28 protein-coding genes are annotated in these 23772 nt (G+C 53.3%); 12 read left to right on the top strand and 16 right to left on the bottom strand.

Features of this window, described 5'->3' with window-relative positions:
- Nucleotides 1-163: 163 nt before the first annotated feature.
- The gene (grxC, locus tag ACO0K9_RS08335) at nucleotides 164-430 is read right to left on the bottom strand and encodes a glutaredoxin 3 (protein ID WP_422983702.1); all 267 of its coding nucleotides are present in this window, start codon (nucleotides 428-430) and stop codon (nucleotides 164-166) included.
- 13 nt (nucleotides 431-443) lie between these two features.
- Nucleotides 444-845: a rhodanese-like domain-containing protein gene (locus ACO0K9_RS08340; protein ID WP_422983704.1), complete on the bottom strand. Its 402-nt coding sequence runs from the start codon at nucleotides 843-845 to the stop codon at nucleotides 444-446.
- Between the two features lie 126 nt (nucleotides 846-971).
- Between ACO0K9_RS08340 and gpmA the strand changes: the two genes are divergently transcribed.
- The 6 genes from gpmA to ACO0K9_RS08370 are packed head-to-tail and all read left to right on the top strand — an operon-like array spanning nucleotide 972 to nucleotide 6949.
- Entirely contained in the window at nucleotides 972-1718 is a 747-nt protein-coding gene (gpmA, locus tag ACO0K9_RS08345; RefSeq protein ID WP_422983706.1) for a 2,3-diphosphoglycerate-dependent phosphoglycerate mutase, read from the top strand.
- Between the two features lie 7 nt (nucleotides 1719-1725).
- A complete protein-coding gene (locus tag ACO0K9_RS08350) occupies nucleotides 1726-3072 on the top strand; it encodes a murein hydrolase activator EnvC family protein (protein ID WP_422983708.1) in 1347 nt (448 codons plus the stop codon).
- 14 nt (nucleotides 3073-3086) lie between these two features.
- Entirely contained in the window at nucleotides 3087-4625 is a 1539-nt protein-coding gene (locus ACO0K9_RS08355) for a S41 family peptidase (protein WP_422983710.1), read from the top strand.
- Between the two features lie 42 nt (nucleotides 4626-4667).
- A complete protein-coding gene (locus ACO0K9_RS08360) occupies nucleotides 4668-5426 on the top strand; it encodes a HesA/MoeB/ThiF family protein (RefSeq protein ID WP_422983712.1) in 759 nt (252 codons plus the stop codon).
- A 56-nt stretch (nucleotides 5427-5482) separates the two neighbouring features.
- Entirely contained in the window at nucleotides 5483-6130 is a 648-nt protein-coding gene (locus ACO0K9_RS08365; RefSeq protein ID WP_422983714.1) for a glutathione S-transferase family protein, read from the top strand.
- Between the two features lie 9 nt (nucleotides 6131-6139).
- Nucleotides 6140-6949, top strand: a complete 810-nt coding sequence (locus tag ACO0K9_RS08370; protein ID WP_422983716.1) for a fused MFS/spermidine synthase — start codon at nucleotides 6140-6142, stop codon at nucleotides 6947-6949.
- Between the two features lie 40 nt (nucleotides 6950-6989).
- Here ACO0K9_RS08370 and ACO0K9_RS08375 read toward each other — a convergent pair whose 3' ends face one another.
- The 8 genes from ACO0K9_RS08375 to ACO0K9_RS08410 form a co-directional block, all read right to left on the bottom strand.
- The gene (locus ACO0K9_RS08375; protein ID WP_422983718.1) at nucleotides 6990-7289 is read right to left on the bottom strand and encodes a hypothetical protein; all 300 of its coding nucleotides are present in this window, start codon (nucleotides 7287-7289) and stop codon (nucleotides 6990-6992) included.
- A gap of 97 nt (nucleotides 7290-7386) precedes the next feature.
- Nucleotides 7387-7791: a VOC family protein gene (locus ACO0K9_RS08380; RefSeq protein ID WP_422983720.1), complete on the bottom strand. Its 405-nt coding sequence runs from the start codon at nucleotides 7789-7791 to the stop codon at nucleotides 7387-7389.
- Between the two features lie 14 nt (nucleotides 7792-7805).
- A complete protein-coding gene (locus tag ACO0K9_RS08385; RefSeq protein ID WP_422983722.1) occupies nucleotides 7806-8612 on the bottom strand; it encodes an ABC transporter ATP-binding protein in 807 nt (268 codons plus the stop codon).
- Complete coding sequence (locus ACO0K9_RS08390; RefSeq protein WP_422983724.1) at nucleotides 8612-10429, bottom strand: ABC transporter permease subunit; 1818 nt, start codon at nucleotides 10427-10429, stop codon at nucleotides 8612-8614. Before ACO0K9_RS08390 ends, ACO0K9_RS08385 begins: the two co-directional genes overlap by 1 nt.
- Nucleotides 10429-11484: a branched-chain amino acid ABC transporter permease gene (locus ACO0K9_RS08395; RefSeq protein WP_422983725.1), complete on the bottom strand. Its 1056-nt coding sequence runs from the start codon at nucleotides 11482-11484 to the stop codon at nucleotides 10429-10431. Before ACO0K9_RS08395 ends, ACO0K9_RS08390 begins: the two co-directional genes overlap by 1 nt.
- A 159-nt stretch (nucleotides 11485-11643) precedes the next feature.
- The gene (locus ACO0K9_RS08400; protein WP_422983727.1) at nucleotides 11644-12807 is read right to left on the bottom strand and encodes an ABC transporter substrate-binding protein; all 1164 of its coding nucleotides are present in this window, start codon (nucleotides 12805-12807) and stop codon (nucleotides 11644-11646) included.
- Nucleotides 12808-13242: 435 nt separating this feature from the next.
- On the bottom strand, nucleotides 13243-15168 hold the full coding sequence (gene pabB / locus ACO0K9_RS08405; RefSeq protein ID WP_422983729.1) for an aminodeoxychorismate synthase component I: 1926 nt from the start codon (nucleotides 15166-15168) through the stop codon (nucleotides 13243-13245).
- A gap of 6 nt (nucleotides 15169-15174) precedes the next feature.
- The gene (locus tag ACO0K9_RS08410; protein WP_422983731.1) at nucleotides 15175-15339 is read right to left on the bottom strand and encodes a hypothetical protein; all 165 of its coding nucleotides are present in this window, start codon (nucleotides 15337-15339) and stop codon (nucleotides 15175-15177) included.
- 104 nt (nucleotides 15340-15443) lie between these two features.
- On the opposite strand from ACO0K9_RS08410, the gene ACO0K9_RS08415 reads away from it, so the two are divergent.
- Nucleotides 15444-16694, top strand: coding sequence for a diguanylate cyclase domain-containing protein (locus tag ACO0K9_RS08415; protein ID WP_422983733.1), 1251 nt, complete (start codon nucleotides 15444-15446; stop codon nucleotides 16692-16694).
- 18 nt (nucleotides 16695-16712) lie between these two features.
- On the opposite strand, the gene ACO0K9_RS08420 is transcribed toward ACO0K9_RS08415, so the two are convergent.
- From ACO0K9_RS08420 to argB, 5 genes are all read right to left on the bottom strand, one after another.
- Nucleotides 16713-17183, bottom strand: coding sequence for a DUF962 domain-containing protein (locus ACO0K9_RS08420; protein WP_422983735.1), 471 nt, complete (start codon nucleotides 17181-17183; stop codon nucleotides 16713-16715).
- A 98-nt stretch (nucleotides 17184-17281) separates the two neighbouring features.
- Entirely contained in the window at nucleotides 17282-18052 is a 771-nt protein-coding gene (locus tag ACO0K9_RS08425) for a helix-turn-helix transcriptional regulator (RefSeq protein ID WP_422983737.1), read from the bottom strand.
- Nucleotides 18053-18209: 157 nt separating this feature from the next.
- Nucleotides 18210-18785: a nucleoid occlusion factor SlmA gene (gene slmA / locus ACO0K9_RS08430; RefSeq protein ID WP_422983739.1), complete on the bottom strand. Its 576-nt coding sequence runs from the start codon at nucleotides 18783-18785 to the stop codon at nucleotides 18210-18212.
- Between the two features lie 184 nt (nucleotides 18786-18969).
- Nucleotides 18970-19671, bottom strand: a complete 702-nt coding sequence (locus ACO0K9_RS08435) for a pyrimidine 5'-nucleotidase (protein ID WP_422983741.1) — start codon at nucleotides 19669-19671, stop codon at nucleotides 18970-18972.
- Nucleotides 19672-19705: 34 nt separating this feature from the next.
- Nucleotides 19706-20638 carry an acetylglutamate kinase gene (argB, locus tag ACO0K9_RS08440; RefSeq protein ID WP_422983743.1) on the bottom strand — a complete coding sequence of 311 codons (933 nt, stop codon included), beginning with the start codon at nucleotides 20636-20638 and terminating at the stop codon, nucleotides 19706-19708.
- Nucleotides 20639-20948: 310 nt separating this feature from the next.
- On the opposite strand from argB, the gene ACO0K9_RS08445 reads away from it, so the two are divergent.
- From ACO0K9_RS08445 to ACO0K9_RS08465, 5 genes are read left to right on the top strand one after another with little or no spacing between them, the layout of a single operon-like run.
- A complete protein-coding gene (locus ACO0K9_RS08445; protein WP_422983745.1) occupies nucleotides 20949-21515 on the top strand; it encodes a sigma-70 family RNA polymerase sigma factor in 567 nt (188 codons plus the stop codon).
- Nucleotides 21516-21528: 13 nt separating this feature from the next.
- Entirely contained in the window at nucleotides 21529-21753 is a 225-nt protein-coding gene (locus ACO0K9_RS08450) for a zf-HC2 domain-containing protein (RefSeq protein ID WP_422983747.1), read from the top strand.
- Nucleotides 21750-21983, top strand: a complete 234-nt coding sequence (locus ACO0K9_RS08455; RefSeq protein ID WP_422983749.1) for a cysteine-rich CWC family protein — start codon at nucleotides 21750-21752, stop codon at nucleotides 21981-21983. Before ACO0K9_RS08450 ends, ACO0K9_RS08455 begins: the two co-directional genes overlap by 4 nt.
- A 25-nt stretch (nucleotides 21984-22008) precedes the next feature.
- Nucleotides 22009-22716: a GTP cyclohydrolase I gene (folE, locus tag ACO0K9_RS08460; RefSeq protein ID WP_422983751.1), complete on the top strand. Its 708-nt coding sequence runs from the start codon at nucleotides 22009-22011 to the stop codon at nucleotides 22714-22716.
- Nucleotides 22717-22728: 12 nt separating this feature from the next.
- Nucleotides 22729-23154, top strand: a complete 426-nt coding sequence (locus ACO0K9_RS08465) for a BLUF domain-containing protein (RefSeq protein ID WP_422983753.1) — start codon at nucleotides 22729-22731, stop codon at nucleotides 23152-23154.
- Between the two features lie 29 nt (nucleotides 23155-23183).
- On the opposite strand, the gene ACO0K9_RS08470 is transcribed toward ACO0K9_RS08465, so the two are convergent.
- Nucleotides 23184-23723 carry a LemA family protein gene (locus ACO0K9_RS08470; protein ID WP_422983755.1) on the bottom strand — a complete coding sequence of 180 codons (540 nt, stop codon included), beginning with the start codon at nucleotides 23721-23723 and terminating at the stop codon, nucleotides 23184-23186.
- Between the last annotated feature and the right edge of the window lie 49 nt (nucleotides 23724-23772).

The following is a 23772-nucleotide window of genomic DNA, read 5'->3' on the forward strand; positions in this document are numbered from 1 at the left end:
GTGAAACTTTCTAATATTCTAAAAGATTAATAATGAACAGCGAGACTGGCAGATAAGGTCATTTACAGCCATTTCAAGGTCGCGGCGCGCTATTGTAGCAAGTAGTCTGCAAAAACAGCAATTTACCTGAAAAACCCGTAGAAAATCCGGCAAATTTCGCGTTTTAGCCTGCCGGATTCAGTAGTGGATCGAGTTTTCCGGCCCGGTCCAGTGCCGATAAGTCATCAAAACCGCCTACATGGGTATCCCCTATGTAGATCTGTGGCACGGTACGGCGCCCGGTTTTCTGCATCATCGCCTCGCGTATGGAAGGATCCAGATCGACACGGATCTTCTCTATGTCATCAATCCCTTTGGATTTCAACAAACGCTCTGCCATATTGCAATACGGGCAAACAGCCGTGCTATACATGACTACATGGGGTTTCATCATTCTCTCCTGCTTACTTTACTGTCGGCAAGCCTTGCGTTTTCCACGCATCGATACCGCCTTCAAGACTGACAACCTGTCCGAAACCAGCCTTGGTCAACAAGGCAGCAGCACTGGCTGAACGTACACCACGTGCACAAACGGTAATGACCGCATTGTTTTTCGATTTTTCGATTTCTTTCAGGCGCTTGTCTAATTCTGCCAGAGGAATGTTTTTCGCGTTGGGCAGGTGCCCGGTGGCAAATTCTTCAGCGTCGCGCACGTCCAATACCAGGGTTTTTCCCTGATTTATCAATTGGGTGGCTTGCAATTGCGATACTTTGGCACCACGTTTCTGTAAAGCCGGGAACAATAGGGCTCCACCGGAAATGAGGGCAATACCTATCAAAAAGATATTATCAAGAATGAATTTCACAGGTTTCCAGTAGTAAGAATGGTTATCAGAAGCGCGTCATTATAAAATAGATGCCGCAGATGCATACTAAATCACTTATCTCACCTATTTCACCAATTTCACCTACCTCACGTTCTCGCACACTCTATGTACAAAATCGTTTTCATGCGCCACGGCGAATCTACCTGGAATCTGGACAACCGCTTTACCGGCTGGACCGATGTTGACCTGACGGAAAAAGGCGTCGCCGAAGCGACCCAGGCTGGCAAACTGTTGAAAGAAGCCGGTCTGAGCTTTGACCTGGCCTACACCTCGGTACTGAAACGTGCCATCCGTACGCTCTGGGGTACGCTGGATGAAATGAATATGATGTGGTTGCCCGTCATCAACGACTGGCGTCTGAATGAACGGCATTACGGCGCACTGCAAGGTTTGAACAAGGCTGAAACAGCAGCCAAATACGGTGACGAGCAAGTGCTGGTATGGCGTCGCAGCTATGACACGCCACCCATGCCACTGGATGTAAATGATGAGCGTACCTCGTTCAATGACCCGCGTTACGCCGGTCTGGAACGCAGCCAGATCCCGCTGACCGAATGCCTGAAAGACACAGTCGCCCGTGTCATGCCAGCCTGGAACGATAGCATTGCACCAGCCATCCGCAGCGGCAAACGCATCCTGATTTCCGCCCATGGCAACAGCCTGCGTGCCCTGATCAAGATGTTGGACGGTATCAGCGACGACGACATCGTCAACCTGAATATCCCCAACGGCCAACCCCTGGTGTATGAGCTGGATGCCGATCTGAAGCCGATCAGGCATTATTACCTGGGTGACCAGGCAGCCATTGCAGCGGCTTTGCAGGCCGTCGCCAGCCAGGGTAAATCCAAATAAGCATTTGATGCCACTTACACAGAAGTCGCTGAAACCCCTGCTGAGCATCTTGCTATGCCTATCGTTAACGGGCATGGCAGCCTTTGCCATGGCGGCCAGCAATACCCGTGCAGTGCAAAAAAGCAAGGCGGAAGCAGACCGCCTGGAGTTGCAAAATCGCCTGAAGTCACTAAAAAACGACATCAACAAGACAGAAACAGCCAAAGACAATGCCAGTGACGCCCTGGCAGAATCAGAAAAATCGATTTCCGACGCGAATCGCTCGCTGCGTGATTTACAGACCGAGCAGAGCGAAACCGAAGGAAAAGTCAAACAATTGGCCGATGAACAACAGCGTCTCGCGGCGAAAGTTGAAAAACAAAAGAACCAGTTATCCAGTTTCCTGCGTCGTCAGTATATGCGCGGTGACAGTGACCGTATCAAGCTCCTACTGTCTGGCGATAACCCCAACCGCATCAATCGCGAATTGCAATACATGAGCTATGTATCGCAAACCCAGGCGAAAATGATCGATGCCCTGCGTGTCAGCCTGAAAGCGGCAGAAAAAAATGCCGATGATGCCAGAGAAGCCAAGGCGGAACTCGATGAAATCGCCGACGAAGAAAAAAGCCACAAGTCGGCGCTGGAAAAAGAGAAAAAACGGCATGCCACTTTATTAAGTCAGTTGGCAGAAAAATTATATGTACAAAAAAAACAGGCTGATAGCCTGGAAAAAGATGAACAAAGACTGGGCAATCTGGTCTCACAATTAAATAAAGTCATAGAAGAACAAGCCAGGGCCGACGCCGCCAAGGCAGCGCTGGAAGAAAGACAGCGCCAGGAAAGAATTGCAACAGCACAGAAAGAAAGAGCAAGACAGGCAGCACAGGGTAAGAAGCCGGCAAAAATCATCAATCCCAATGCGATCGATGCCGACGAACCACCAAGGCAGGCGAAGGCAGAAACACCGCCGCCGGGTGAGTTTGACAAGCTCAAGGGTCAATTGCGCTTGCCGGTCAAAGGTGAAATCGTGGCCAAATACGGCAGCAAGCGTGCCGATGGTCCAAGCTGGAAAGGCATGTTCATCAAAGCCAGCGAGGGTGCAGAGATCAAATCCATCGCCCCTGGCAAGGTAATTTTTGCCGATTGGTGGAAAGGCTATGGCAATATGATCATCGTTGATCATGGTGGCCAGTACTGGAGTCTGTATGGCAACAACCAGGCCGTATTGAAACATGTGGGTGATGTCGTAAAAGCAGGTGATGTGATTGCCAGCGCTGGAAACAGCGGCGGCATTGAAGAATCAGGTTTATACTTTGAAGTACGTCATCAAGGGCGTACATTTGATCCTCTCAACTGGATCGTCGTTAAATAGGCTTTAGGTGAATCATGGGCAGCAAATTCAAGAATTTCGGTTTAATTGGCCTCGGCATGGTAGCGGGTGTAGCGGTTTCCATGCAGTTTTCCGCAGTGGCTCAAAAAACCACAGGTAATCCTTTGCCGGTAGAAGAATTACGGCAGCTCGCAGATGTCTTCGGTTTGATCAAATCAGATTATGTCGAACCGGTGGAAGACAACAAACTCCTGACTGAAGCCATTACCGGCATGGTGGCGTCGCTGGATCCGCACTCCGCCTATCTGGACAAAAAATCATTTAAAGAATTAAAAGAAGGTACACAGGGCAAATTTGTCGGCCTGGGTATCGAAGTCGGTATGGAAGATGGCTATGTCAAAATCATCTCCCCTATCGAAGATTCACCGGCTTACCGTGCCGGCCTGAAACCGGGCGATCTGATTACCCGTCTGGATTCACTGCCAGTCAAGGGCTTGTCGCTGGACGAAGCCGTGAAAAAAATGCGCGGCGAACCGAATACCAAAATTACGCTGACAATTGCCCGCAAGACGGAAGACAAACCGATTATTGTCACCATCATACGCGAGCTCATCAAACAGCAAAGCGTCAAAGCCAAGATCGTCGAACCTGGTTATGCATGGGTGAGGATCGCCCAGTTCCAGGAACCGACGGTCGAAGACATGGCCAAGAAAATCCAGACCCTGTATGCACAGGACCCGGCCATCAAGGGCCTGATCCTGGATTTGCGCAATGATCCGGGCGGTGTCTTGCCGGGTGCTATCGGTGTTTCTGCGGCCTTCCTGCCGAAGGATGTGCCAGTGGTCTCCACCAATGGTCAGTTACCTGATTCCAAGGCAACCTTCTACGCAAGGCGCGAATTTTACTCGGGACGCACCTTGAGTGACCCGCTGGCAAAACTGCCAGAAGCGGTAAAAAACGTACCTATGGTGGTCCTGATCAATACTGGTTCGGCTTCTGCGTCTGAAATCGTGGCCGGTGCCCTGCAGGATTACAAGCGTGCCACTATTCTGGGTACCCAGAGTTTTGGTAAAGGCTCGGTACAGACCATACGCCAGATTTCTGCCGATACCGCCGTCAAGCTGACCACGGCCCGTTACTACACGCCGAATGGTCGTTCCATCCAGGCCAAGGGTATAGTCCCCGACCTGAACGTGGAAGAAACCGCCGACGGTGATGGTTTCAATGGCCTGCGTGCCCGTGAAGCCGATTTGCAAAAACATCTGACCAATGACAAGGAAAAAGAAGTCGCCCGTCCTAAAGTCGATGAAGCGGAAGAAGAGCAGCGTCTGATCGCCCTGGCGAAAAAGAGCAAGCCGCTGGAATATGGTGGCGCAGAAGACTTCCAATTGGCCCAGGCACTGAATCACCTGAAGGGCCTGCCAGTCAAAGTCACTGAAGTCAAAGTCGCCGATAAGGATGGCAAGGACAGCAAAGATGCCAAAGACACAGGCAAGGACGCTGAAAAAGGTGGCAAATCGGATAAATCAGATAAATCGGACAAGTCAGATAAAGCAGACAAACCCGAACATAAAACCGACAGCAAGAAAAAATAAACCCTGACAAAAAGGCCGCACGCAGCGGCCTTTTTTACTACGATGAACGACCAGCAACTCTTACGCTATTCCCGTCATATCCTGCTTGACCAGATAGGCATAGAAGGCCAGCAGCAAATCACTGAAGCACGCGCCCTCATCATCGGTGCCGGCGGCCTTGGGTCCCCGGCTGCACTGTATCTGGCCAGCGCCGGTGTCGGCAGTATCACCATCGTCGACAATGACAGTGTGGACCTGACCAACCTGCAACGGCAAATCCTGCACACGACAGAACGGGTGGGCATGGCCAAGGTCGGCTCTGCCAAGCTGAGCCTGCAGGGTATCAATCCCGACATTCACATCATGGCACTCCAGGAAAGAGCTGAACACGAGCGACTGGAAGAACTGGTCAGCCAGGCCAGTATCGTGCTCGACTGCTGCGACAATTTCGCCACCCGGCATGCAGTCAATGCCGCCTGCGTCAAACATGCTGTGCCACTGGTGTCGGGTGCTGCCATTGCCTTTGATGGCCAGATCAGCGTCTTTGACAGCCGCAAGCCCGAATCACCCTGTTATGCCTGCCTGTTCCCGCCCGACCAAGTGTTTGAAGAAGTGCTGTGTTCCAGCATGGGCGTGTTTGCCCCGCTGGTTGGCATCATAGGCAGTACCCAGGCAGCAGAAGCACTCAAGCTCATCATGCACATCGGCAAACCGCTCAGCGGTCGCCTGCTGCTGCTGGACGCCTTGCAGATGGAGTGGACCAGTATAGGTATCAGCAAGAACCCTGCCTGCACTGTCTGCGGTCAGCATCACGCTGCCTGAATCTCTGTATGCTCCTGGCACTGACTCCTCAACTCATGTCGCTTTGAAGGAAAACCATGTACACACTCTATTACTGCCCCGGCTCTGCCAGCATGATCGTCCACCTGGCCTTGCTGGAAATCGGCGCAGAATATGAACTGAAACTGGTCGATGTAGAAAAAAAACAGCAGAAAGATCCCGCTTACCTGCGCCTGAATCCGAACGGGGTGGTGCCGACCCTGGTCTTCGACAATCGCCCTTATCTGGAATCTGCAGCATTGCTGATGTTATTGTCCGAACGCCACCCGGAAGCCGGTTTGATGCCCGCCATTGGCAGCATAGAGCACGATCAGTGGCGTCAATGGATAGTGTTCATCAGCACCAGCCTGCAGACAGCTTTCCGTGTCTGGTTTTATCCGGCCGAGCTGGGCTATGAAGAACATACGGAAGTCACACGGCTAGCCTTGCAAAAACGCATTGCTGCGATCTGGGACCAGCTTGAACAGCACCTGAGCCAGCATGGTCCCTACCTGCTTGGTGACACGTTCTCTGGCGCTGATCTGCATCTGACCATGCTGATGCGCTGGTCACGCAATATGCCACGCACGGCGACGGAATGGCCCGCACTGAACCGGCTGGCACACATGGTCATCGCCCGCCCCAGCTGGCAAAAAATGGTAGCCATCGAAGGCATCGATGCCTGGCCGAAAGTGACATCCAATTGAACGAATCCAGTGAATAAGTCCAGCAAAGCCCGTGATCTGTATGCCGCCAACCAGGCGGCCATGCAGGCCACCATCATCCACCCAGAAGTATCCTTCACTGAATTTCGCGGTGTCCGCAACCTGCATCTGTCTTCCGAGGCAATACAGGGTGCCATGCGCCTGGCAATGCCTGACCAGATCGAGCTTGAATATGTACAGCAAATGATGATGTGGATGCTGTTCAGCGCAACGCCACAACATATCGTGCAACTGGGCCTGGGTGCGGCATCACTGACCAAGTTTTGCTATCGCCAGTTTCCGCAGGCGCGGGTCACGGCAATAGAACTGAATCCAAATGTGATACAAGCCTGCCATCAGGATTTCAAACTGCCAGCCGATGATGAACGCCTGCAAGTGCTGGAAATGGATGCCATGCTGTACGTCAGCAATGAAAAAAATCATGCCAGCATCGACATCCTGCAAATCGATCTGTATGACGCCGCCGCAGCAGCGCCGGCACTCAGCAGCCCGGCTTTCTATCAAGCTTGCGCAGACTGTCTGAAGCAAGATGGCATGCTGACTGTGAACCTGTTCGGCAATCCGCAAAATTATGAAGCCAGTTGTGCAGCCAACATCACCGCACTGGAAGCAAGCTTTGACGCCGTGGTCTGGCTACCGCTGGTGCATGACGCCAACACCGTCGCCATCGCTTTCAAACAGGCCCCCGTGGTTGATTTCGATGACCTGTATGAACGCGCAAGCGCCATACGTCTGGCCACCAAACTGCCTGCGGCAAAATGGGTGAATGGCTTGAAAAAATGGATGGAAGATCAAAGCTGAAACAAGCCGTATCATGGGGGCTTTTCCAGCTGGGATCGGTTCAACCCGGCGGCGTCGGTGTCGGGTTGATACAGGTGAACTGTATTTCAGCCTTGGGGACATTCCCGAGTAGATAAGGCGGGCGGGCTTCCTGGGTGCTGACGAGCTGGAAAGATTGACCCAGTTTTTCGCAATACTGCGTGGCTTCCTGAAGAGCTTCTGCCTTCAGTGTGCCAGACCCGAAAAATCCGGTCGCTGCCTGACGCGATACCATGTAGATGTCCTTACCTATCGACATCACACCGGAACTGGATGCGCAGGCTGTCAACAGCAGGGCGGCAAAACAAAACAGAACTCTCATCTGGTCACTCGTCAAAAATGGAACATCATGCTTGACTTTCGCTTGTCATCCAAACTTCTCAGCCGTTTAAAAAAGACCAATCCGTCGGACCGCGTTTTTATTCGCCATCCTCTTCCGCATGATGGCAGCAGATACACAGCTTGTTACCGTCAGGGTCGCGAAAATACGCGCCATAATAATGGGGGTGGTAATGCGGACGCAGACCGGGTTGGCCTTCATCAACAGCACCATGTGCCATGGCGACCTCATAACAGCGCCGGACTGTTTCACGTGATGCTGCCAGCAACGCAATCATCTGGCCGTTACCGGCACTGGCTGGCGCGTCATTAAATGGCAATCCAATCACGAATAGCGGACGAGGCTGCCCGCTGGCCATCCAGCCGGCCCAGGGCTTTTCTGCATCACTAAATTTCAGCATCATGCCAAGCTCGGCCATCAGTGCTGAATAAAAATCGAACGCGACGCTAAAATCACGAATACCTATGAACACATGCGAAATCACGGAATACTCCTTCTTCAATGCGTTTTTTTTGCTAACCCCAGATAGGTATCAATCACCCGCTGATCATTCGCCAGTTCAGCCGCCAGACCTTGCAAAGCGATCTGCCCGGTTTCCAGCACATAGGCATAGTCTGCTACCTGCAGCGCGGCGCGGGCATTTTGCTCGACCAGCAAAATGGCGACGCCAGTTTGCCTGAGTCGCTGAATGATGTGAAAAATTTCCTTGACGATTAAAGGCGCCAGGCCAAGGCTGGGTTCATCCAGCATCAGCAATTGTGGCTTGGCCATCAAGGCGCGCCCCAGTGCCAGCATCTGACGTTCACCGCCCGACAGGGTACCAGCTTCCTGGTTGCGTCTTTCTTTCAGGCGCGGGAATAAATCAAACACGACCTGCAACTGGTCTGCATAATTTTTTTCACCAGCCTGGTAACGACGATAGCTGCCCAGCAGCAGATTATCTTCCACCTTCATGCTGGCGAATAATTCGCGCTTTTCCGGCACCAGTGACATGCCCTGAGCAACCCTGGTTTCTATGGCGACACCGGCCAAATCTTTGTCAGATAAAAGTATCTGCCCGCGCAGGCTGCCATTCGCCGGCAAGGCACCGGCAATCGCATTGAGCATGGTGGATTTGCCGGCACCATTGGGACCGATCACTGTCACGATCTGTCCGGCATCCACCTGGATGTTGACGGCTTGCAAAGCTTCAACCTTGCCGTAAAAAACCTGTAAATCCCGGGTCTGCAATAAGCCGGGTTCGCTCGATGAAGTCACCGGGATGGCCGGCGCTGCCGGCGAGTCTGTAGCAATTGGCGTCGTCATCAGTCTATCCCACCCAGATATGCTTCCAGCACGGCCGGATGCTGTTGTACCTCTTGCGGCAAGCCTTCGGCGATCTTGGTGCCGAATTCCATCACCACCAGATGATCGGTCAGATTCATCACAAAGTCCATATCATGTTCGACCAGCAAAATACTCATGCCTTCACCGCGTAATTTGCGCAGCAATTCTGCCAGTTCCTGTTTTTCCTTGTAGCGCAAACCGGCTGCTGGTTCATCCAGCAACAGCAGTGTCGGGTCACAGCACAGCGCACGGGCGATTTCCAGTATGCGCTGCTGCCCTAGTGCCAGGCTGCCGGCTTCTTCCTGCATCAGGTGGGCCAGGCCCACCCTTTCCAGTTGTCGCTGCGCTTCTGCCAGCAGGGAATTTTCTATCTTGCTGTCACGTCGCAAAATACTGGACATCACTTCCATCACATCACCACCCTTGGCGCGCAAATGGGCACCGATGGCGACGTTTTCCAGCACGCTCATGCTGGCCAGCAAACGCACATGCTGGAAGCTACGGCCGATACCCAGTTTGACAATCTCCCGCGATGGCAGGTTGCCGATATCGCGCAACTGGCCATCGCGATAAAAGCGGATGGCACCACTGCTCAATGGCAAAACCCCGGTCACCAGATTGAACATGGTGGATTTGCCCGCGCCATTCGGGCCGATCAAACCGACGATCTGCCCAGCACTGACAGTGAACTGCATGTCATTGACGGCCACCAGGCCACCAAACTGTTTGCGGGCCTTGTCAATTTCGAGAATGACGGTATTGGCCGCAGGCTTGGTGCGCGTGCTAAGGACCGCCGCCCCCGGCTTGACTTGTATGCCCTGGTCTTCTGGCAGCCAGGCAGCGAAAATACGCCTAGTCCAGCGCGCAAGATAAGGCCATACGCCGTCGCGCGCCCTTTGCAGTAGCAGTATCAGCAAGACACCGAACACAATGACTTCAAAATTGCCGTTCGCGCCCAGCAAGACCGGCAGAATGCTTTGCAACTTGTCTTTCAACAGGGTCAGCAAGGCGGAGCCCAGCAAGGCACCCCAGACATGTCCGGCACCACCCACCACTGCCATGAACAGGTATTCAATACCTTGATTCAAACCGAAAGGCGTAGGATTCACCGCACGTTGCAGATGGGCGTACAGCCAGCCGGAAATACTCGCCAGCATGGCGGCAATCACAAAGATGATGACCTTCATCCTGGCGGTGTTGACACCCATGGCTTCGGCCATGACACCGCCCCCCTTCAAGGCGCGTATGGCGCGGCCGGGGCGGGATTGCAACAAGTTCTGGATAGCGATGATCGCCAGCAGCAGGATGACCCAGATCAGCGCAAACATGCTGCGCCCGCTATCCAGTTTGAAGCCGGCAAGGGTAATTGCCGGGATACCGTTCAGGCCATCGTATTTGCCCAGAATTTCCATATTGCCAAACAGGAAAAACAGCGACAGGCCCCAGGCGATGGTACCCAGTGGCAGATAATGGCCAGACAGACGCATGGTGATCATGCCTATGGTCAATGCCGCCACCATGGTCAGTACCAGGCCTGCCAGCAAACCCAGCCAGGGTGAATATCCCAATGCCGTGCACAGATAGGCGCTGGAATAAGCTCCCAGTCCGACAAAGGCCGCCTGCCCGAATGAAGTCATGCCACCGACACCGGTCAACAGCACCAGCCCAAGTGCGACGATGGCATACAGGCCGATATAGTTGGCCAGGGTGATCCAGAATTCTGGTACCGGCATCAGCGGGAACAACAGTATCAGTAGCAGCAATACCCACTTTCCATGTTGGATGAGTGTCTTCATTATTCTTCATCCTCATCATTGTGTTTGCTGTTCAGTGAGCGCCACAACAAGACAGGGATAATCAGGGTGAATACGATGACCTCCTTGTAAGCGCTGGCCCAGAACGATGAATAGGATTCCAGCAAGCCCACCAGCAAGGCACCAGCTGCAGCCACCGGATAGCTGACCAGGCCACCGACGATGGCACCGACAAAACCCTTGAGACCGATCAGAAAACCACCGTCGTAATAGACCGTCGTCACTGGGGCGATCAGTACGCCGCACAGCGCACCCATGGCAGCCGCCAGGGTAAATGCCAGGCGTCCGGCCTTGATGGTTCCTATTCCCACCAATTGCGCACCCAGGCGATTGACAGCCGTAGCACGCAAGGCTTTGCCAGACAGGCTGCGTTCAAAATAAAAATACAGGGCTGCGATCAGCAAACCCGACACCCCTATCACTACCAGATTTTGGCCAGATATCTGCATGGCGCCGATTTCCAGGCGGGCATCGCTGAAAGCCGTGGTACGCGAGCCCTCAGCACCAAACATGACCAATCCCAAACCGGTCAGTGCAAAATGCACGCCGACAGACACAATCAGCAGCACCAGCGTGCTGGCTTCGGCCAGTGGCTGATAAGCCAGCCGGTATATCATCGGCCCCATCGGTATCACGATCGCCAATGCCAGGCCAACCTGCGCAAACAGCGGCCATTCCTGGGCCGACACATTGCGTGCCAGCAGCCAGATACACAAAGGTGCCAGCACCAGCCGCGCCGCACTGAACAGCAGACTCTTGCCCGCGTTGGCCACTGGCTGCGCGGCCCGCAGGACAAACCAGGCTTCCTTCATCATGCATAGCAAGCCAAAGGCCAGCAACAGGCTGGTAGATTGGGGAAACTTGCCCGACTGGATGGCGGCCAGGCTCAGCGCACCAAAGGCGACGAACTCACCCTGCGGTATGAAAATAACCCGCGTGACCGAAAATACCAATACCAGCGCCAATGCCAGCAAGGCATAGATGGCACCGTTGGTAATGCCATCCTGGGCCAGGATGGCCGCAATTGAAAAATCCATGGATACCTGACTTTCTTTGGTGTTACCTGATCAGGGCTTATGCAAAACTGCGCCGGCTACATTGCAGATCCTGGTTTACATAAGTCCTGCTATATTTTTTTCAGTCCACATGCCGAATAAAAAGGGAGCCGCAGCTCCCTTCTTTCAGACATGCAGAGATCAGTTGGCCTGACCGAACAGCTTCCATTTGCCATTGACGATTTGCACCATGACACGTGAACGCTGATCAAGGCCAAGATGGTCAGTGTCACTCATGTTGACGATGCCGTGTGAGACGGGCAGGTTGCTGATGTTTTCCAGTGCCAGGCGCAAGGCAGCACGAAATTCTCTGGTGCCAGGCTGGGCTTTCTTCAAAGCCGCTGTTGCTGCGGTTTCCAGCAACAGGCTGGCATCCCAGGCATGGCCACCAAACGTGGAAACCGAGCCAGCACCGTATTCTTTTTCATAGGCTTTCAGATAGCGCATGGCAGATTTCTTGACTGGATTATCGGCGGGCAATTGCTCGGCCACCAGCAAGGGGCCGGCCGGCAACCAGGTACCTTCACAATCCTTGCCGCAGACGCGCAGGAAATCATTGTTGGCAACGCCGTGGGTCTGGTAAATCTTGCCTTTATAGCCGCGCTCTTTCAGGGTTTTCTGTGGCAAGGCTGCTGGTGTGCCGGCACCGGCAATCAACACTGCATCCGGATTGGTCGCCATGATTTTCAGGATCTGCCCGGTTACTGACGTGTCATTGCGGGCAAAGCGTTCATTCGCAACAATCTTCAGTTTGCGCAGTTCGGCGATTTTGGAAAATTCCTTGAACCAGCCTTCACCATAAGCATCGGCAAAGCCGATAAAAGCCACGGTCTTGATGCCATTGTCATTCATGTGGCCGGTAATCGCCGTCGACATATGTGAATCATTTTGCGGGGTCTTGAACACCCAGAAGCGCTTTGAATCCACTGGTGAAATGATCGCCGATGACGCTGCCATGGAAATCATGGGGATTTCATTTTCAGCGGCGACATCGATCATGGCCAGTGAATTTGGCGTGATGGTAGAACCGATCAGGATATCGACCTTGTCTTCAGCGATGAGCTTGCGTGCATTTTTGACGGCGGTCGTGGTATCAGACGCATCGTCCAGCACGATGTATTCCACCTTCTTGCCGGCAATTTCTTTCGGCAACAGGGCGAAGGTATTTTTTTCAGGGATACCCAGGGAAGCAGCAGGGCCGGTAGCGGATACATTCACGCCCACCTTGATCTGCGCATAAGCACTACCTGCCAATACCAGCGACAACATAACTGGCAAAGCAGCCAGTGCGAATCGTTTCTTCATGGATAGTCTCCTGTCTTGTTTTTTATTTATGGAATACCATTAACCGACCGATCGGTCGGTTAATTTTTATTCAGTGTAACCTTTCCTATGTCCAGGCACAACAGCAGTGCCAATTTTGACGTGCAGGCACAACCTGGCACAGGCGGCAATCACTCTTTATACTTCAGATAAGCGGTTTTTGGCAGTTTTTTCTTGGAACCTGTTTACGATCTGTAGCGAGCGTGCGTCAGCGGGATGAAGAGCAGCGCAAAAAGCGGAATGTACTGTAGTACATGAGCATTTTGAGCAGCGCATGAATCCCGATCACGCTCGCGCAGTAAGATCGCAAACAGGTTCTTATATTTCCAACATGCAAGATATGACACCGTTGCAGGCTGGTCTTTTCCGCTGATCTGCGTTTGTGCCTGGCTTGAATTTGACTTGATCTGCTAATGATCAGCGCAATAATTCAACTTCAAACGCACCACGCAGGGCATTGCACAGCATGATTTTTTCGGCCATCAATACATCGTCAAGCACCAGGCTGGATTCGCGCAAACCGAATTGCGGGTCATCCAGCAAGACTGCGCGCATGATGCCCGGCAATACACCATCGCTAACAGGCGGCGTCAGCCATTTTCCATTTTTTTTCAACAGTACGCTGCTGCGCCCGCCCTCGGTCAAATGACCGTGTTCATTGAAGAACAGCATATCAAACGCGCCCTGCTGTTCGGCTGCCTGCCAGGCAGCGTCGTACTGCTGGCGTACGCTGCTCTTGTGGCGTAAAAACAAGTCGTCGTGGCGCGTTGTTCTGGTCGCCAACATGACAGCTGGTCTGGCTGGCAGCGGGCTTAACTCGCCGCTGCTCAACTTGATGTCCAGCTTCGCGTTGATTGCCAGCCGCAAACGACAAGCCTGCGCTAGTGGCAATTGCTGGCAGGCTTCCTGTATGCGCTGCCGTATCAGGGATTCATCCCAGGCAAAACCAAAATAGCTGGCGGACGCGCGCAGGCGTTGCAAATGGCGATCAATGTGCCGGCAGCCATCTTCACGACTGGCATGCATGGTTTCAAACAGTTCAAATTGTGCTGGCAAACCGGTTAAAAAACTGGCTTTCAGGTGGCATTCAGCAAATTCTTCCTGGGCCACGCTGTCATACACGATGCCGGCACCAACTCCCAGTACACCACGACGTACACCTGTCATCTGCTGCGCTGCCGGTGCCTGCAATTGCAAAGTCCGTATCGGTACCGACAGGCAAAAATCCCCCAACCTGGCAGGCGCTTGCGGCGGATCAAACCAGCCTATGGCACCGGTATATAAACCACGCGCCTCGCTTTCCAGTTCACGTATGATCTGCATGGTGCGGCGCTTGGGTGCACCGGTAATCGAACCACAGGGAAATAGCGCAGTCAGTATCTCGCCCAGGCCCAGGCCCTCGCGCAATTCAGCCTGCACCGTCGATGTCATCTGCAAGACGCTGGAAAAGCGGCTGACTTCAAACAGGGCAGGTACCTGGACCGACCCGGTAGCAGCAATGCGGCCCAGATCATTGCGCAACAAATCCACGATCATCAGATTTTCAGCGCGATTTTTGCTGTCGGCTGCCAATGCGGCGGCCAGGCGCTGGTCTTCATCGGCATCACCACTGGCTGCGGCAGTGCCTTTCATGGGTCTGGCCAATAATTGTCCCTGCTGATGGCGGACAAATAATTCCGGTGAAAACGACAGCACAGCCTCGCCGTCTGGCAGGCAAATCAGCGCCCCATAGGGCACCGGCTGACGCTGCCGCAAGCGCTGGTACAAGGCCAGGGGTGAACCATAACTGTCAAAATGCAGGCGGTAAGTGTAATTCACCTGATAGGTATCACCAGCTGCGATATAGGCAAGCACGCTGGCTATCCCGGCATCAAACTGTGCCGCATCAACATTCGCGCGGACAGCGGCAATACCTGCAATACCGGCAATATCGGATACGTCGGACATGCCGCCAGCCGCTGGTGCACAAGTCACCGATTGAAGATTCAAGAAATCCTGCACCTGTGCCGATGTCAGCACATGGCAGTGGCGAAAAAGCAATATCTGTGAAAATGCCTGCTCCGCTTGCCCCATCGGCCTGTCACGAGGTGCAATGTCCTGTAACTGCGCCCCGGTTTCATACGACAACAGGGCAACGGCAAAGCAGCCCTGTTGCAAGGCTGCCTGGGTATCCTGCCATAAGCCGGGCCACTCTTCTTTCGAACGGCAAAACAGCCTGGCTTGTAAGTCAGTGTACAGGCGTGACTGGGCAGTCTCAGCCTTGGCATCATCGAGCAAGGCAAAACATTCCCCAGCCAGCGGCAAAGGAAAGGACAATGAAACATTGTTGGGAAAATCTGACACGCTTTTTCAGGCCAATGAAGAGATGAGGCGCAGTTTACCCGCAGACGCAGACTTGTGCATGTCCTGCTTTTTCAGCCTGACCTGCGGGAGCTTGCCAATATTAAAGATTGTGATTAGCAGAGACACCATTTTTATATGACATTGCCGTGCCACAAAGGTATAGTCGCTCATTGATGATTTCCCCTGCATAAATTCGGCCTATCTTCCCATCCATGCAAAATGCTTTTTTCAGGTTGCCATTGGCAAAAAAAATATTTCGCCAGAATCTGATCACGATGGCAATCTCCATGCTGGTCGTGCTGTTGTTGACCTTGGGCGTATCCACCTACCTGATGCAGGCAAGCATACGCGCAGAAACCATCTATAAGGCCGACACACTGGCCAGCAATATGGCCGATGCGATGGCAAGCGGTGACACCCGCCAGTTGCAGAATAGGCTGTTAAATGCCACCAATACCCAGGACATGCAGAGTGCCACGGTGTATGACCGCAACGGCGTGGCCATACTGGCCTGGAATATACAGGGGCAATTGATCAAGACCAATGAGTTCAGCGCCGTTTCCCTGGTCAGGCGTCACCAGTCTGAATATCGTTCTGGCTATTTCATGGCGGTTGCGCCTATCACCAATGGGAGTACCGTGATTGGCCAGGTGTTGCTATACAGCAGTAGCCAGCCGCTACGTCAGCATATACTGAGCTTTTTACTGGCCGCTGGTTTGATTGCTGTTTTGATGACGGTCGCAGCAGCTTACTGGCTGACGAAAAAACAGTTACAGGACTTGCGCCCCATCCTGGCCCTGACTGTCATCGCGGAGAAAGTCTCGACCCTGGGTGATTACAGCCTGCGCGCACCGCAAGACCCCGAGCATGATTTTGGTAGCCTGAACATGCATTTCAACCTGGTGCTGGCGCGCATGGAGGCATGGGAAAATGATATGCAAAGCGAAGCCCGCGAGCGCCGCGAAGCTGACAGCCGCCTGGCCATCCTGAACAATCATGACAGCCTGACCAAGTTACCGAATCGCCATTATTTCCATCGGCTGGTGACCAATTGTCTGGACGATGCCGTCGCCAGTGATGAACTGGCAGCGCTGATGTTTATCGATCTCGATCACTTCAAGGGCTTGAGCGAGAGTTTTGGTTACGATGCTGGCGACCTGATCCTGACAACCATGGCCAGCCGCTTGTGCGCTGTCTTGCGCAGCACCGATACTCTGTGCCGGGTAGATGGCGATGAATTTGCCGTCATCATGCCGCAGGTTGGTAATCTGGAGGTGGTCAAGACCCTGGCCGAGCGCCTGGTACAGGCCATCCATCAGCCCATGACCTTGCGCGGCAAGCAAATCGTCATCACTGCCAGTATTGGTGTGGCCTGCTGCCCCCTGCATGCCAAAGAACAACGTCTGTTCCTGCATAACACAGACGTCGCCTTGAAAGCAGCAAAAGCAGAAGGCCGCAATACCTGGCGGCTGTTCAGCAGCGACCTGCCGAAGGCCTCACCACCTATCCAGCATCAGGAATTCTGACCGTCCGCCAAGATTCCATCAATAAGCGATACGCAGGCGGCGAAATAAAACACCCAATACAAACAACGGGCCTATCAGTAAAAAACGCAGGTCATCAAAGAAAGAAGGTTTCTTGCCTTCTATTTTGTGGCCGATGAACTGCCCTATCCAGGCCACCACAAAAATCCCCAGCGAGATTTGCCACATCCATTGCTGTGGCAGTTGCGACAGTACCCACAACATACTGGCTGACATGGCCAGCATGCCAATAGCAAAGCTGACAGACAAACTCATGTAATAGACCAGCGACACGACCGTCACCAGCAAGGCAGCCAGTGGATGCGCTGCCCAGATCAGCCCCAGGAAAGATAAAACGATGGCGGGTACGCAGACGCAATGTATCAGTTCATTGGTCGGGTTCAAGTGACTTTCGCTGTATTTCGACAGTAACAGGTCTATCTGCCTGGTCTGGGTGGTGTGAGGTGTGTGTGGGGGGCTGCCTGGTTCCATGACGATCTCCTTTATTTTGTATTGATGCGCACCAGCCAGTACATTCAGATCAGCCTGGTCGTGTGGCATTGCATAGGTGCATGGTCCAGACTAAAGCATCAAACAGCATCACGCTTGAACGCAATCGCCATCCTGTGCAATTCTGAAGGTGCCACTCCCATCATGCTGCGAAAGGTACGGCTCATGTGGGCCAGGTCGGCAAAGCCGGATTCATGGGCAGCGGCGGTCATGTTTTGCCCTTCCGCGACAAAAGCAACTGCATCCAGCATGCGTGACCACAGCAAATAACGCGACAGTGTCATGCCGGTCTGTTGCCGGAATAAATGAGTAAAGCGGCTTTCAGACAAATGCACCTGGCGTGCCAGGCTGGCACCTGTGCATAGCCCGTCACGCTGCGCATGGATGTGGGCCAGCGCTTGACTGATGCGGGTATCATAATTGGTCGTCAGCAGACTGTCGGGCAATGCGCATGCCTGCCACGCCAGACGCAGGACCTCTGCGCCCTGCATATTGAGCGCGGCGGCCTGGTTTGCCAGTGTCGCTGCGATAGAGGCAAAGGCCGGATGCTGTCCAAATGCGGCTTGCAGGTCGGTAAAATCGGCCTGACTGGTGCGTGGCAATTCAATGAAAAGATGGGCCAGCATGCCGCCATTGCTATCAATCTGGTGGATACGGTTGGCAACGAAACAGGCACTGCGGGTTTCCGTCCAGGGCTCGTCGGGTGACAGGCGCGCCCGGAATGGCCGGTCCAGGCCGTAGCTGAGTTGCAAGGCAAAATGCGCATGCGGCGTGGAATCGATGCCCGGCGAAATAACCAGTGCATATCCGCGCCACAAGAATAAGTGTCCTGGTCGAACCGGCAGTTTCATGGGCGATTGGCAGACTGCGTGACGGTCCCGCAGATTGCAGGACACCATTACGACCGAGTATGGCACCAGCACTAAATGAACGTCAACAGCGCGGCGTCAACAAAGATGGGCTTCCACAGCGCGAGATCAATCACCCCAGCAGCCACTGCCCACAGGGTCAGCGCAGCAACAGGGCAATTTGCATGGGTGCCAGGTCAGTCGGCGATAATTTGAAGCCAGACTTGGCAAAGCGCAGCCAGCGGCCCATCACAAAACTGCACAAGAGGTTGGCTCGCGCCTGCACTTCGGCTTCCGTCAGATATCCCTGGCTGACGGCCAGACGCAGGGATTGGCGGAATGCCATTTCCAGTCTTTCAGCCAGCTGGTTCATGCGTAATTGCAGGCGTTCATCTTCATTCACCAGTGCATCGCCAATCAGGACACGGGTCATGCCGGGATTTTTTTCGGCAAAATTCAATAACATGCCGCAGATTGATTGGGCCTGCATCAAGCCCTGGTCCTGGGATTCGCAAATCTGGTTGATCAGCCCGAAAATCGAGGCTTCGATGAATTCGATCAAGCCTTCGAACATCTGGGCCTTGCTGGCAAAGTGCCGGTACAGCGCCGCTTCTGATACTTCGACCCGGGCTGCCAGGGCAGCCGTGGTGACTTTTTCACCTTTGGGGTGCTCAAGCATGGCCGCCAGCGTCTGGAGGATTTGTAATTTTCTTTCGCCGGGTTTGGTGCTTGCCATGTTTTTATCAGTATGAAGTAAATTAATAAATGCCGGAGATCAGATTCCAGCAGGCAACATGTCACCGCTACCGCAGCGGATTTTAAAGACTGACTTGCAGCTAAGCAATCCCCCTGCCAGCATTCTGTGTCAGAAACAGCAAAAAAATGAAGGTTCTACGGCATTTGAAGCAAAACAGAGGGGATCAGCGCGCAAACAGGCGATAGCTTTGGCGCGGTAGTTGCATGACTGATTTTACTTTCACATCGGCACAAGCAGCAGATTTTTTCAGTTGATGGGCCGGAGTGTAACCAGTTACCCACACCGTACGCAGCCCTTCCTGCTTGGCGGCACGCAGGTTTTCTATGCTGTCTTCCACTAAAACACAGTCGGACGCCCGCTTGCCATAGGTGGCCAGGAGCTTGCGCAGATAGGGGCGCGAAGGCTTGGGTTGCAATTGGCCATGCACGCGCATGGCTTCTACCGGTATATGGGCATCAAAATGGCGATGCAGGCCCATGTGGCGCAGCACGCGGCCGGAATAGGCACGGGGCGCATTCGTCAGCAGGATTTTCTTGCCTGGCAGGCGACGCAACAGTTTTTTCAGGCCACGTTCATACCGTATCATGCTGCTGAGGTCATCAAAATGATGTACTTCATGCAAGAATTCATCGGCCCTGACGCCATGGTGCCTGACCATGCCCAGCATGGTGACGCCATAGCGCGCATAGTATTCCTGCCGAATGGCATTCACCCTTTCAGGATCTGCCGGTGTTTCACCATCGCCCAGCACACGTGCCAGGAAGGCATTCATATTGCGGTTGATGCCCGGGAAAATCGCGTGCGAAGCATTGTGCAGGGTATTGTCGAGATCAAACAGCCACAGGGGCGCGGAGCGTCTTCGCATCAGACTGACACTCCGCCTACAGACAATCCGCCCATCAATGGCTGCGTATCATGGTACCGAAAGCCTGCTCGGTCAACACTTCCAGCAACAGCGAATGTTCGATGCGGCCATCGATGATATGCACAGTGTTCACGCCTGACTTGGCAGCATCCAGCGCTGACGAGATTTTCGGCAGCATGCCGCCGGAAATCGTGCCATCGGCAAACATTTCATCAATTTCACGGGCAGATAAATCGGTGACCAGATTGCCCTGCTTGTCGATTACGCCAGGGATGTTGGTCATCATGATCAGCTTTTCAGCCTTCAGGATTTCGGCAATCTTGCCAGCAACCAGGTCGGCATTGATGTTGTAAGCCTGACCATCTTCACCAAAACCTATGGGTGAAATGATGGGGATAAAGGCATCATCCTGCAACGCTTTGACAACCGCCGGGTTGATTGCATCAATTTCACCGACAAAACCGATATCCAGCATGGCACCCGGGTTTTCACGATCCGGCATCATCATCTTGCGGGCACGGATCAGGCCACCGTCTTTACCAGTCAAACCCACGGCCTGACCGCCGTAGTGATTGATCAACATGACGATGTCCTGCTGGACTTCGCCACCAAGTACCCATTCAACCACTTCCATGGTTTCTTCATCGGTGATACGCATACCCTGGATGAAGGTACCCTGCTTGCCCATCTTCTTGAGGGCATTGTCAATTTGCGGGCCACCACCGTGGACCACGACAGGATTCATGCCTACCAGCTTGAGCAGGATGACGTCGCGGGCAAAGCCATGTTTCAGGCGTTCTTCAGTCATCGCATTGCCGCCGTATTTGACGACGATGGTTTTACCGTGGAATTTACGGATATACGGCAGGGCTTCCGCCAGGATTTCGGCTTTGATGGCAGGTTCTACGCCTGCCAGTCTGTCTTCGGTTGCAGACGCTTCTGCCGTGTTAGCATTCAAATCACTCATATAACGGTATCCTGAAGAGATGATGAGCAGGACTTTCAGAAAATCACCCCAGTTGTGTTGCAGCGCCCGGTCGACCAATGCTACTGTTGTCGTCGCTACTACGTCTTAGAACCTGTTTACTATCTTAAGCGCGAGCGGGGCTCATGCGCGGCTCTTCACTCCGCTGATGCACGCACACTCGCTCGCTACAGATCGTAAACAGATTCTTACGGGGACAATTTTGTGAAAGTCCTGAAAAATAGGTTATTTTATCTAACCCGAATTTTACAGGAATTGCAGCGAAAGCTTTTTCAATTCAGTTACGAAACTTATGCCATCCATAACAGATCTGCACCAACAGCTGGAAACTTTGCGTCCCGGCCTGTTTCGCTTTGCACAATTGCAACTGCGAAATGAAAGCGCGGCAGAAGATGCCGTGCAAGAAACATTGCTGGCTGTGCTAGAAAAACCGGACAGCTTTGCCGGTAATTCTTCATTGCGCACCTACGTCACCGGCATACTGAAGTTCAAAATCATTGATCACTTGCGCAGCCTGAAAAAAGAAAAACCGCTGGAAACAAAAGAAGACGAATCCGAAGACGACTTGATAGACAGTTTATTTAATGCTAATGGTCACGTCATCGGTACCCCTTCTGGCTGGGGTGCACCGGAAGCAGCTTTACAACAAAAAGACTTTTTCCGCGTACTGGAAGTCTGTCTTGAAAACTTGCCGGCCAAAACTGCCCGGGTTTTCATGATGCGTGAGTGGCTGGAACTGGAGACAGAAGAAATTTGTAAGGAATTGGAACTGACCACGTCTAATCTTTGGGTAGTGCTGTATCGCGCACGTCTGCGGTTGCGTGAATGCCTGGACCTGAACTGGTTCGGCCACAAGTAGCAGAGGAAAACACATGTCATTATTTATCGCTTGCAAACAGGCACACCAGCTTATTTCGGAAGGAATGGACCGGCGACTGAGCCTGTCCGAACGCAGCAAATTGAAAATGCATCTGGCCATATGCGATTATTGCACCAGTTTCAATGGGCAAATGTCCTTCATGCGCACAGCCATGCGGCAATCTGCCTTGTGGACCTTGGCGTCGACAGAGCCTGACAAGCAGGACGGCGGCGAATGAGCATTTGTCCACGTTGCCAGACGGCGTTTACCTGCGCCATGGCGGACCAGACTGGCCAGCCTTGCTGGTGTACAGCCCTGCCGCCGATCGCCCTGAGCAGCTTGCCTGATGGTAAACTGAACACCGACGCCAGTTGTTTTTGTGCGCAATGCCTGCCGCAATGGAAGGCCGAGCGTGAAGCCCTGAGGGACCGCGCCAACGACGCCGATCCGGCAATTCAGTTACCATAAGCCTTTTATATCTGGTTAGTTCAGCATGTCCAACGATACGCCCCTCGCTTACAAAGCTGTCAACGTCCCTGTTTCACAGCGCATCCGTGAACGTATCACGGCCAGCAAAACCCGCTTTCACGCCAACGACAATATCGCCCGTTTCATCGAAGCAGGCGAAATGGAGGAATTGCAGGCAGAAGTGGAAGAAAAATTGCGTGCCGTATTGGAAAGCCTGGTGATTGATACCGAAAGCGATCACAACACCCAGGATACAGGCAGACGGGTGGCGAAGATGTTTATCCAGGAAGTGTTCAAGGGGCGCTATGTGCCCATGCCTTCCGTCACTGAATTCCCGAACGCCTCGCACCTGAACGAATTGATGATCATCGGCCCGATCACGGTACGCAGCGCTTGCTCGCATCATCTTTGCCCGATTATCGGCAAGGTCTGGATAGGGGTCATGCCGAATGAGCATTCAAACCTGATCGGCCTGTCGAAATATGCCCGCATCGCCGAATGGGTCATGAGCCGCCCGCAAATACAGGAAGAAGCCGTGGTACAACTGGCCGACACCCTGCAAGAAAAAATGCAGCCCGATGGCCTGGCCGTGGTGATGGAAGCAGATCACTTTTGCATGCACTGGCGTGGCGTCAAGGACATGGAAACGGCCATGATTAACAGTGTGATGCATGGTTCCTTCCTCAAGGATGCGAACCTGCGCCGTGAATTTTTATCTCTGATCAAACGCTAACCGGAATTGACCATGCTAGTACGCCTACTTTATGCCAGCCGCGCTGTTGACGATAAAATCTGCGACATGGTGCAATCCATCGTCAGCCAGTCACGTCTGCACAATCCACAATTCGGCATCACCGGTGTGCTCTGTCACAGCGACCAGGTCTTCATGCAGGTGCTGGAAGGTGGCCGCGACGCGGTCAACACCCTGTATGGCCATATCCTGCGCGACCCTCGCCACACGGACGTGATCTTGCTCGACTATGAAGAAATTCTTGAACGCCGCTATTCAGGCTGGACCATGGGTCAGGCGAATATGGGGAAAATCAATCCCTCCATCCTGCTGAAATATTCACCCTTGCCGGTACTGGAACCACATCGCATGTCAGGCAAGATTTTGCTGGCGCTGATTGACGAATTGATGGCGACTGCGTCTATCGTCGGCCGTACCTGAACCACCATGCAATGAACAGCGCACATTGCTTATAGCAGTGCGCCGGCACGGAAGAAGAACAGCTTTGCAATCACCGAGCCAGGCATCTGTTCGATGCTGATGTTGTACTGCATGACACTGTCATTGTAGGCCTGGCGTGAAAACACGATCTTGCTTTCCGTATTGCTCAGCTCTTCGCTCAACTGCACCATGTGCGGGTTGGCCCTGAGATCAGGATACGACTGGGACAAAGCGTACATTTTGGCCAAGGCGGCGATCAGTGCCACTTCGGCAGCTGCCAGTTGCTGTACTGCCCTGGCTTTGGACGGATCTGCACTGGCATTGCCAATTGCGGTCACAGCCAGATTGCGCGCCATGATGACGGCCTCCAGCGTTTCGCGCTCATGCTTCATATAGCCTTTGGCGACTTCGACCAGGTTTGGTATCAGCTCATAACGTTGTTTCAGATGTGCATCAACAGGTGAAAAGGCATTCTTGAAATGATTGCGTGCCAAGATCAGGCGGTTGTAGACGCCGATCACCCAAAATACCAGCAGGGCAGCGACGACCAGCGATACCAATGCGAACATGATTTCTCCTGTCAAAGATGAAGGGCAGGGGCATGTGGGCAGAAAGATT

The organism is Undibacterium sp. Ji50W, assembly GCF_049340445.1.
Taxonomy (GTDB): Bacteria; Pseudomonadota; Gammaproteobacteria; order Burkholderiales; family Burkholderiaceae_D; genus Undibacterium.

What these genes read in the sequence shown, in the direction of transcription:
- grxC (WP_422983702.1), bottom strand. Translation starts at nt 430, where the DNA reads ATGAAACCCCATGTAGTCATGTATAGCACGGCTGTTTGCCCGTATTGC.
- gpmA (WP_422983706.1), top strand. Translation starts at nt 972, where the DNA reads ATGTACAAAATCGTTTTCATGCGCCACGGCGAATCTACCTGGAATCTG.
- ACO0K9_RS08350 (WP_422983708.1), top strand. Translation starts at nt 1,726, where the DNA reads ATGCCACTTACACAGAAGTCGCTGAAACCCCTGCTGAGCATCTTGCTA.
- ACO0K9_RS08355 (WP_422983710.1), top strand. Translation starts at nt 3,087, where the DNA reads ATGGGCAGCAAATTCAAGAATTTCGGTTTAATTGGCCTCGGCATGGTA.
- ACO0K9_RS08360 (WP_422983712.1), top strand. Translation starts at nt 4,668, where the DNA reads ATGAACGACCAGCAACTCTTACGCTATTCCCGTCATATCCTGCTTGAC.
- ACO0K9_RS08365 (WP_422983714.1), top strand. Translation starts at nt 5,483, where the DNA reads ATGTACACACTCTATTACTGCCCCGGCTCTGCCAGCATGATCGTCCAC.
- ACO0K9_RS08375 (WP_422983718.1), bottom strand. Translation starts at nt 7,289, where the DNA reads ATGAGAGTTCTGTTTTGTTTTGCCGCCCTGCTGTTGACAGCCTGCGCA.
- ACO0K9_RS08385 (WP_422983722.1), bottom strand. Translation starts at nt 8,612, where the DNA reads ATGACGACGCCAATTGCTACAGACTCGCCGGCAGCGCCGGCCATCCCG.
- ACO0K9_RS08390 (WP_422983724.1), bottom strand. Translation starts at nt 10,429, where the DNA reads ATGAAGACACTCATCCAACATGGAAAGTGGGTATTGCTGCTACTGATA.
- ACO0K9_RS08395 (WP_422983725.1), bottom strand. Translation starts at nt 11,484, where the DNA reads ATGGATTTTTCAATTGCGGCCATCCTGGCCCAGGATGGCATTACCAAC.
- ACO0K9_RS08400 (WP_422983727.1), bottom strand. Translation starts at nt 12,807, where the DNA reads ATGAAGAAACGATTCGCACTGGCTGCTTTGCCAGTTATGTTGTCGCTG.
- ACO0K9_RS08410 (WP_422983731.1), bottom strand. Translation starts at nt 15,339, where the DNA reads ATGAGCGACTATACCTTTGTGGCACGGCAATGTCATATAAAAATGGTG.
- ACO0K9_RS08415 (WP_422983733.1), top strand. Translation starts at nt 15,444, where the DNA reads ATGGCAATCTCCATGCTGGTCGTGCTGTTGTTGACCTTGGGCGTATCC.
- ACO0K9_RS08420 (WP_422983735.1), bottom strand. Translation starts at nt 17,183, where the DNA reads ATGGAACCAGGCAGCCCCCCACACACACCTCACACCACCCAGACCAGG.
- ACO0K9_RS08425 (WP_422983737.1), bottom strand. Translation starts at nt 18,052, where the DNA reads ATGAAACTGCCGGTTCGACCAGGACACTTATTCTTGTGGCGCGGATAT.
- slmA (WP_422983739.1), bottom strand. Translation starts at nt 18,785, where the DNA reads ATGGCAAGCACCAAACCCGGCGAAAGAAAATTACAAATCCTCCAGACG.
- ACO0K9_RS08435 (WP_422983741.1), bottom strand. Translation starts at nt 19,671, where the DNA reads ATGCGAAGACGCTCCGCGCCCCTGTGGCTGTTTGATCTCGACAATACC.
- argB (WP_422983743.1), bottom strand. Translation starts at nt 20,638, where the DNA reads ATGAGTGATTTGAATGCTAACACGGCAGAAGCGTCTGCAACCGAAGAC.
- ACO0K9_RS08445 (WP_422983745.1), top strand. Translation starts at nt 20,949, where the DNA reads ATGCCATCCATAACAGATCTGCACCAACAGCTGGAAACTTTGCGTCCC.
- ACO0K9_RS08450 (WP_422983747.1), top strand. Translation starts at nt 21,529, where the DNA reads ATGTCATTATTTATCGCTTGCAAACAGGCACACCAGCTTATTTCGGAA.
- ACO0K9_RS08455 (WP_422983749.1), top strand. Translation starts at nt 21,750, where the DNA reads ATGAGCATTTGTCCACGTTGCCAGACGGCGTTTACCTGCGCCATGGCG.
- folE (WP_422983751.1), top strand. Translation starts at nt 22,009, where the DNA reads ATGTCCAACGATACGCCCCTCGCTTACAAAGCTGTCAACGTCCCTGTT.
- ACO0K9_RS08465 (WP_422983753.1), top strand. Translation starts at nt 22,729, where the DNA reads ATGCTAGTACGCCTACTTTATGCCAGCCGCGCTGTTGACGATAAAATC.
- ACO0K9_RS08470 (WP_422983755.1), bottom strand. Translation starts at nt 23,723, where the DNA reads ATGTTCGCATTGGTATCGCTGGTCGTCGCTGCCCTGCTGGTATTTTGG.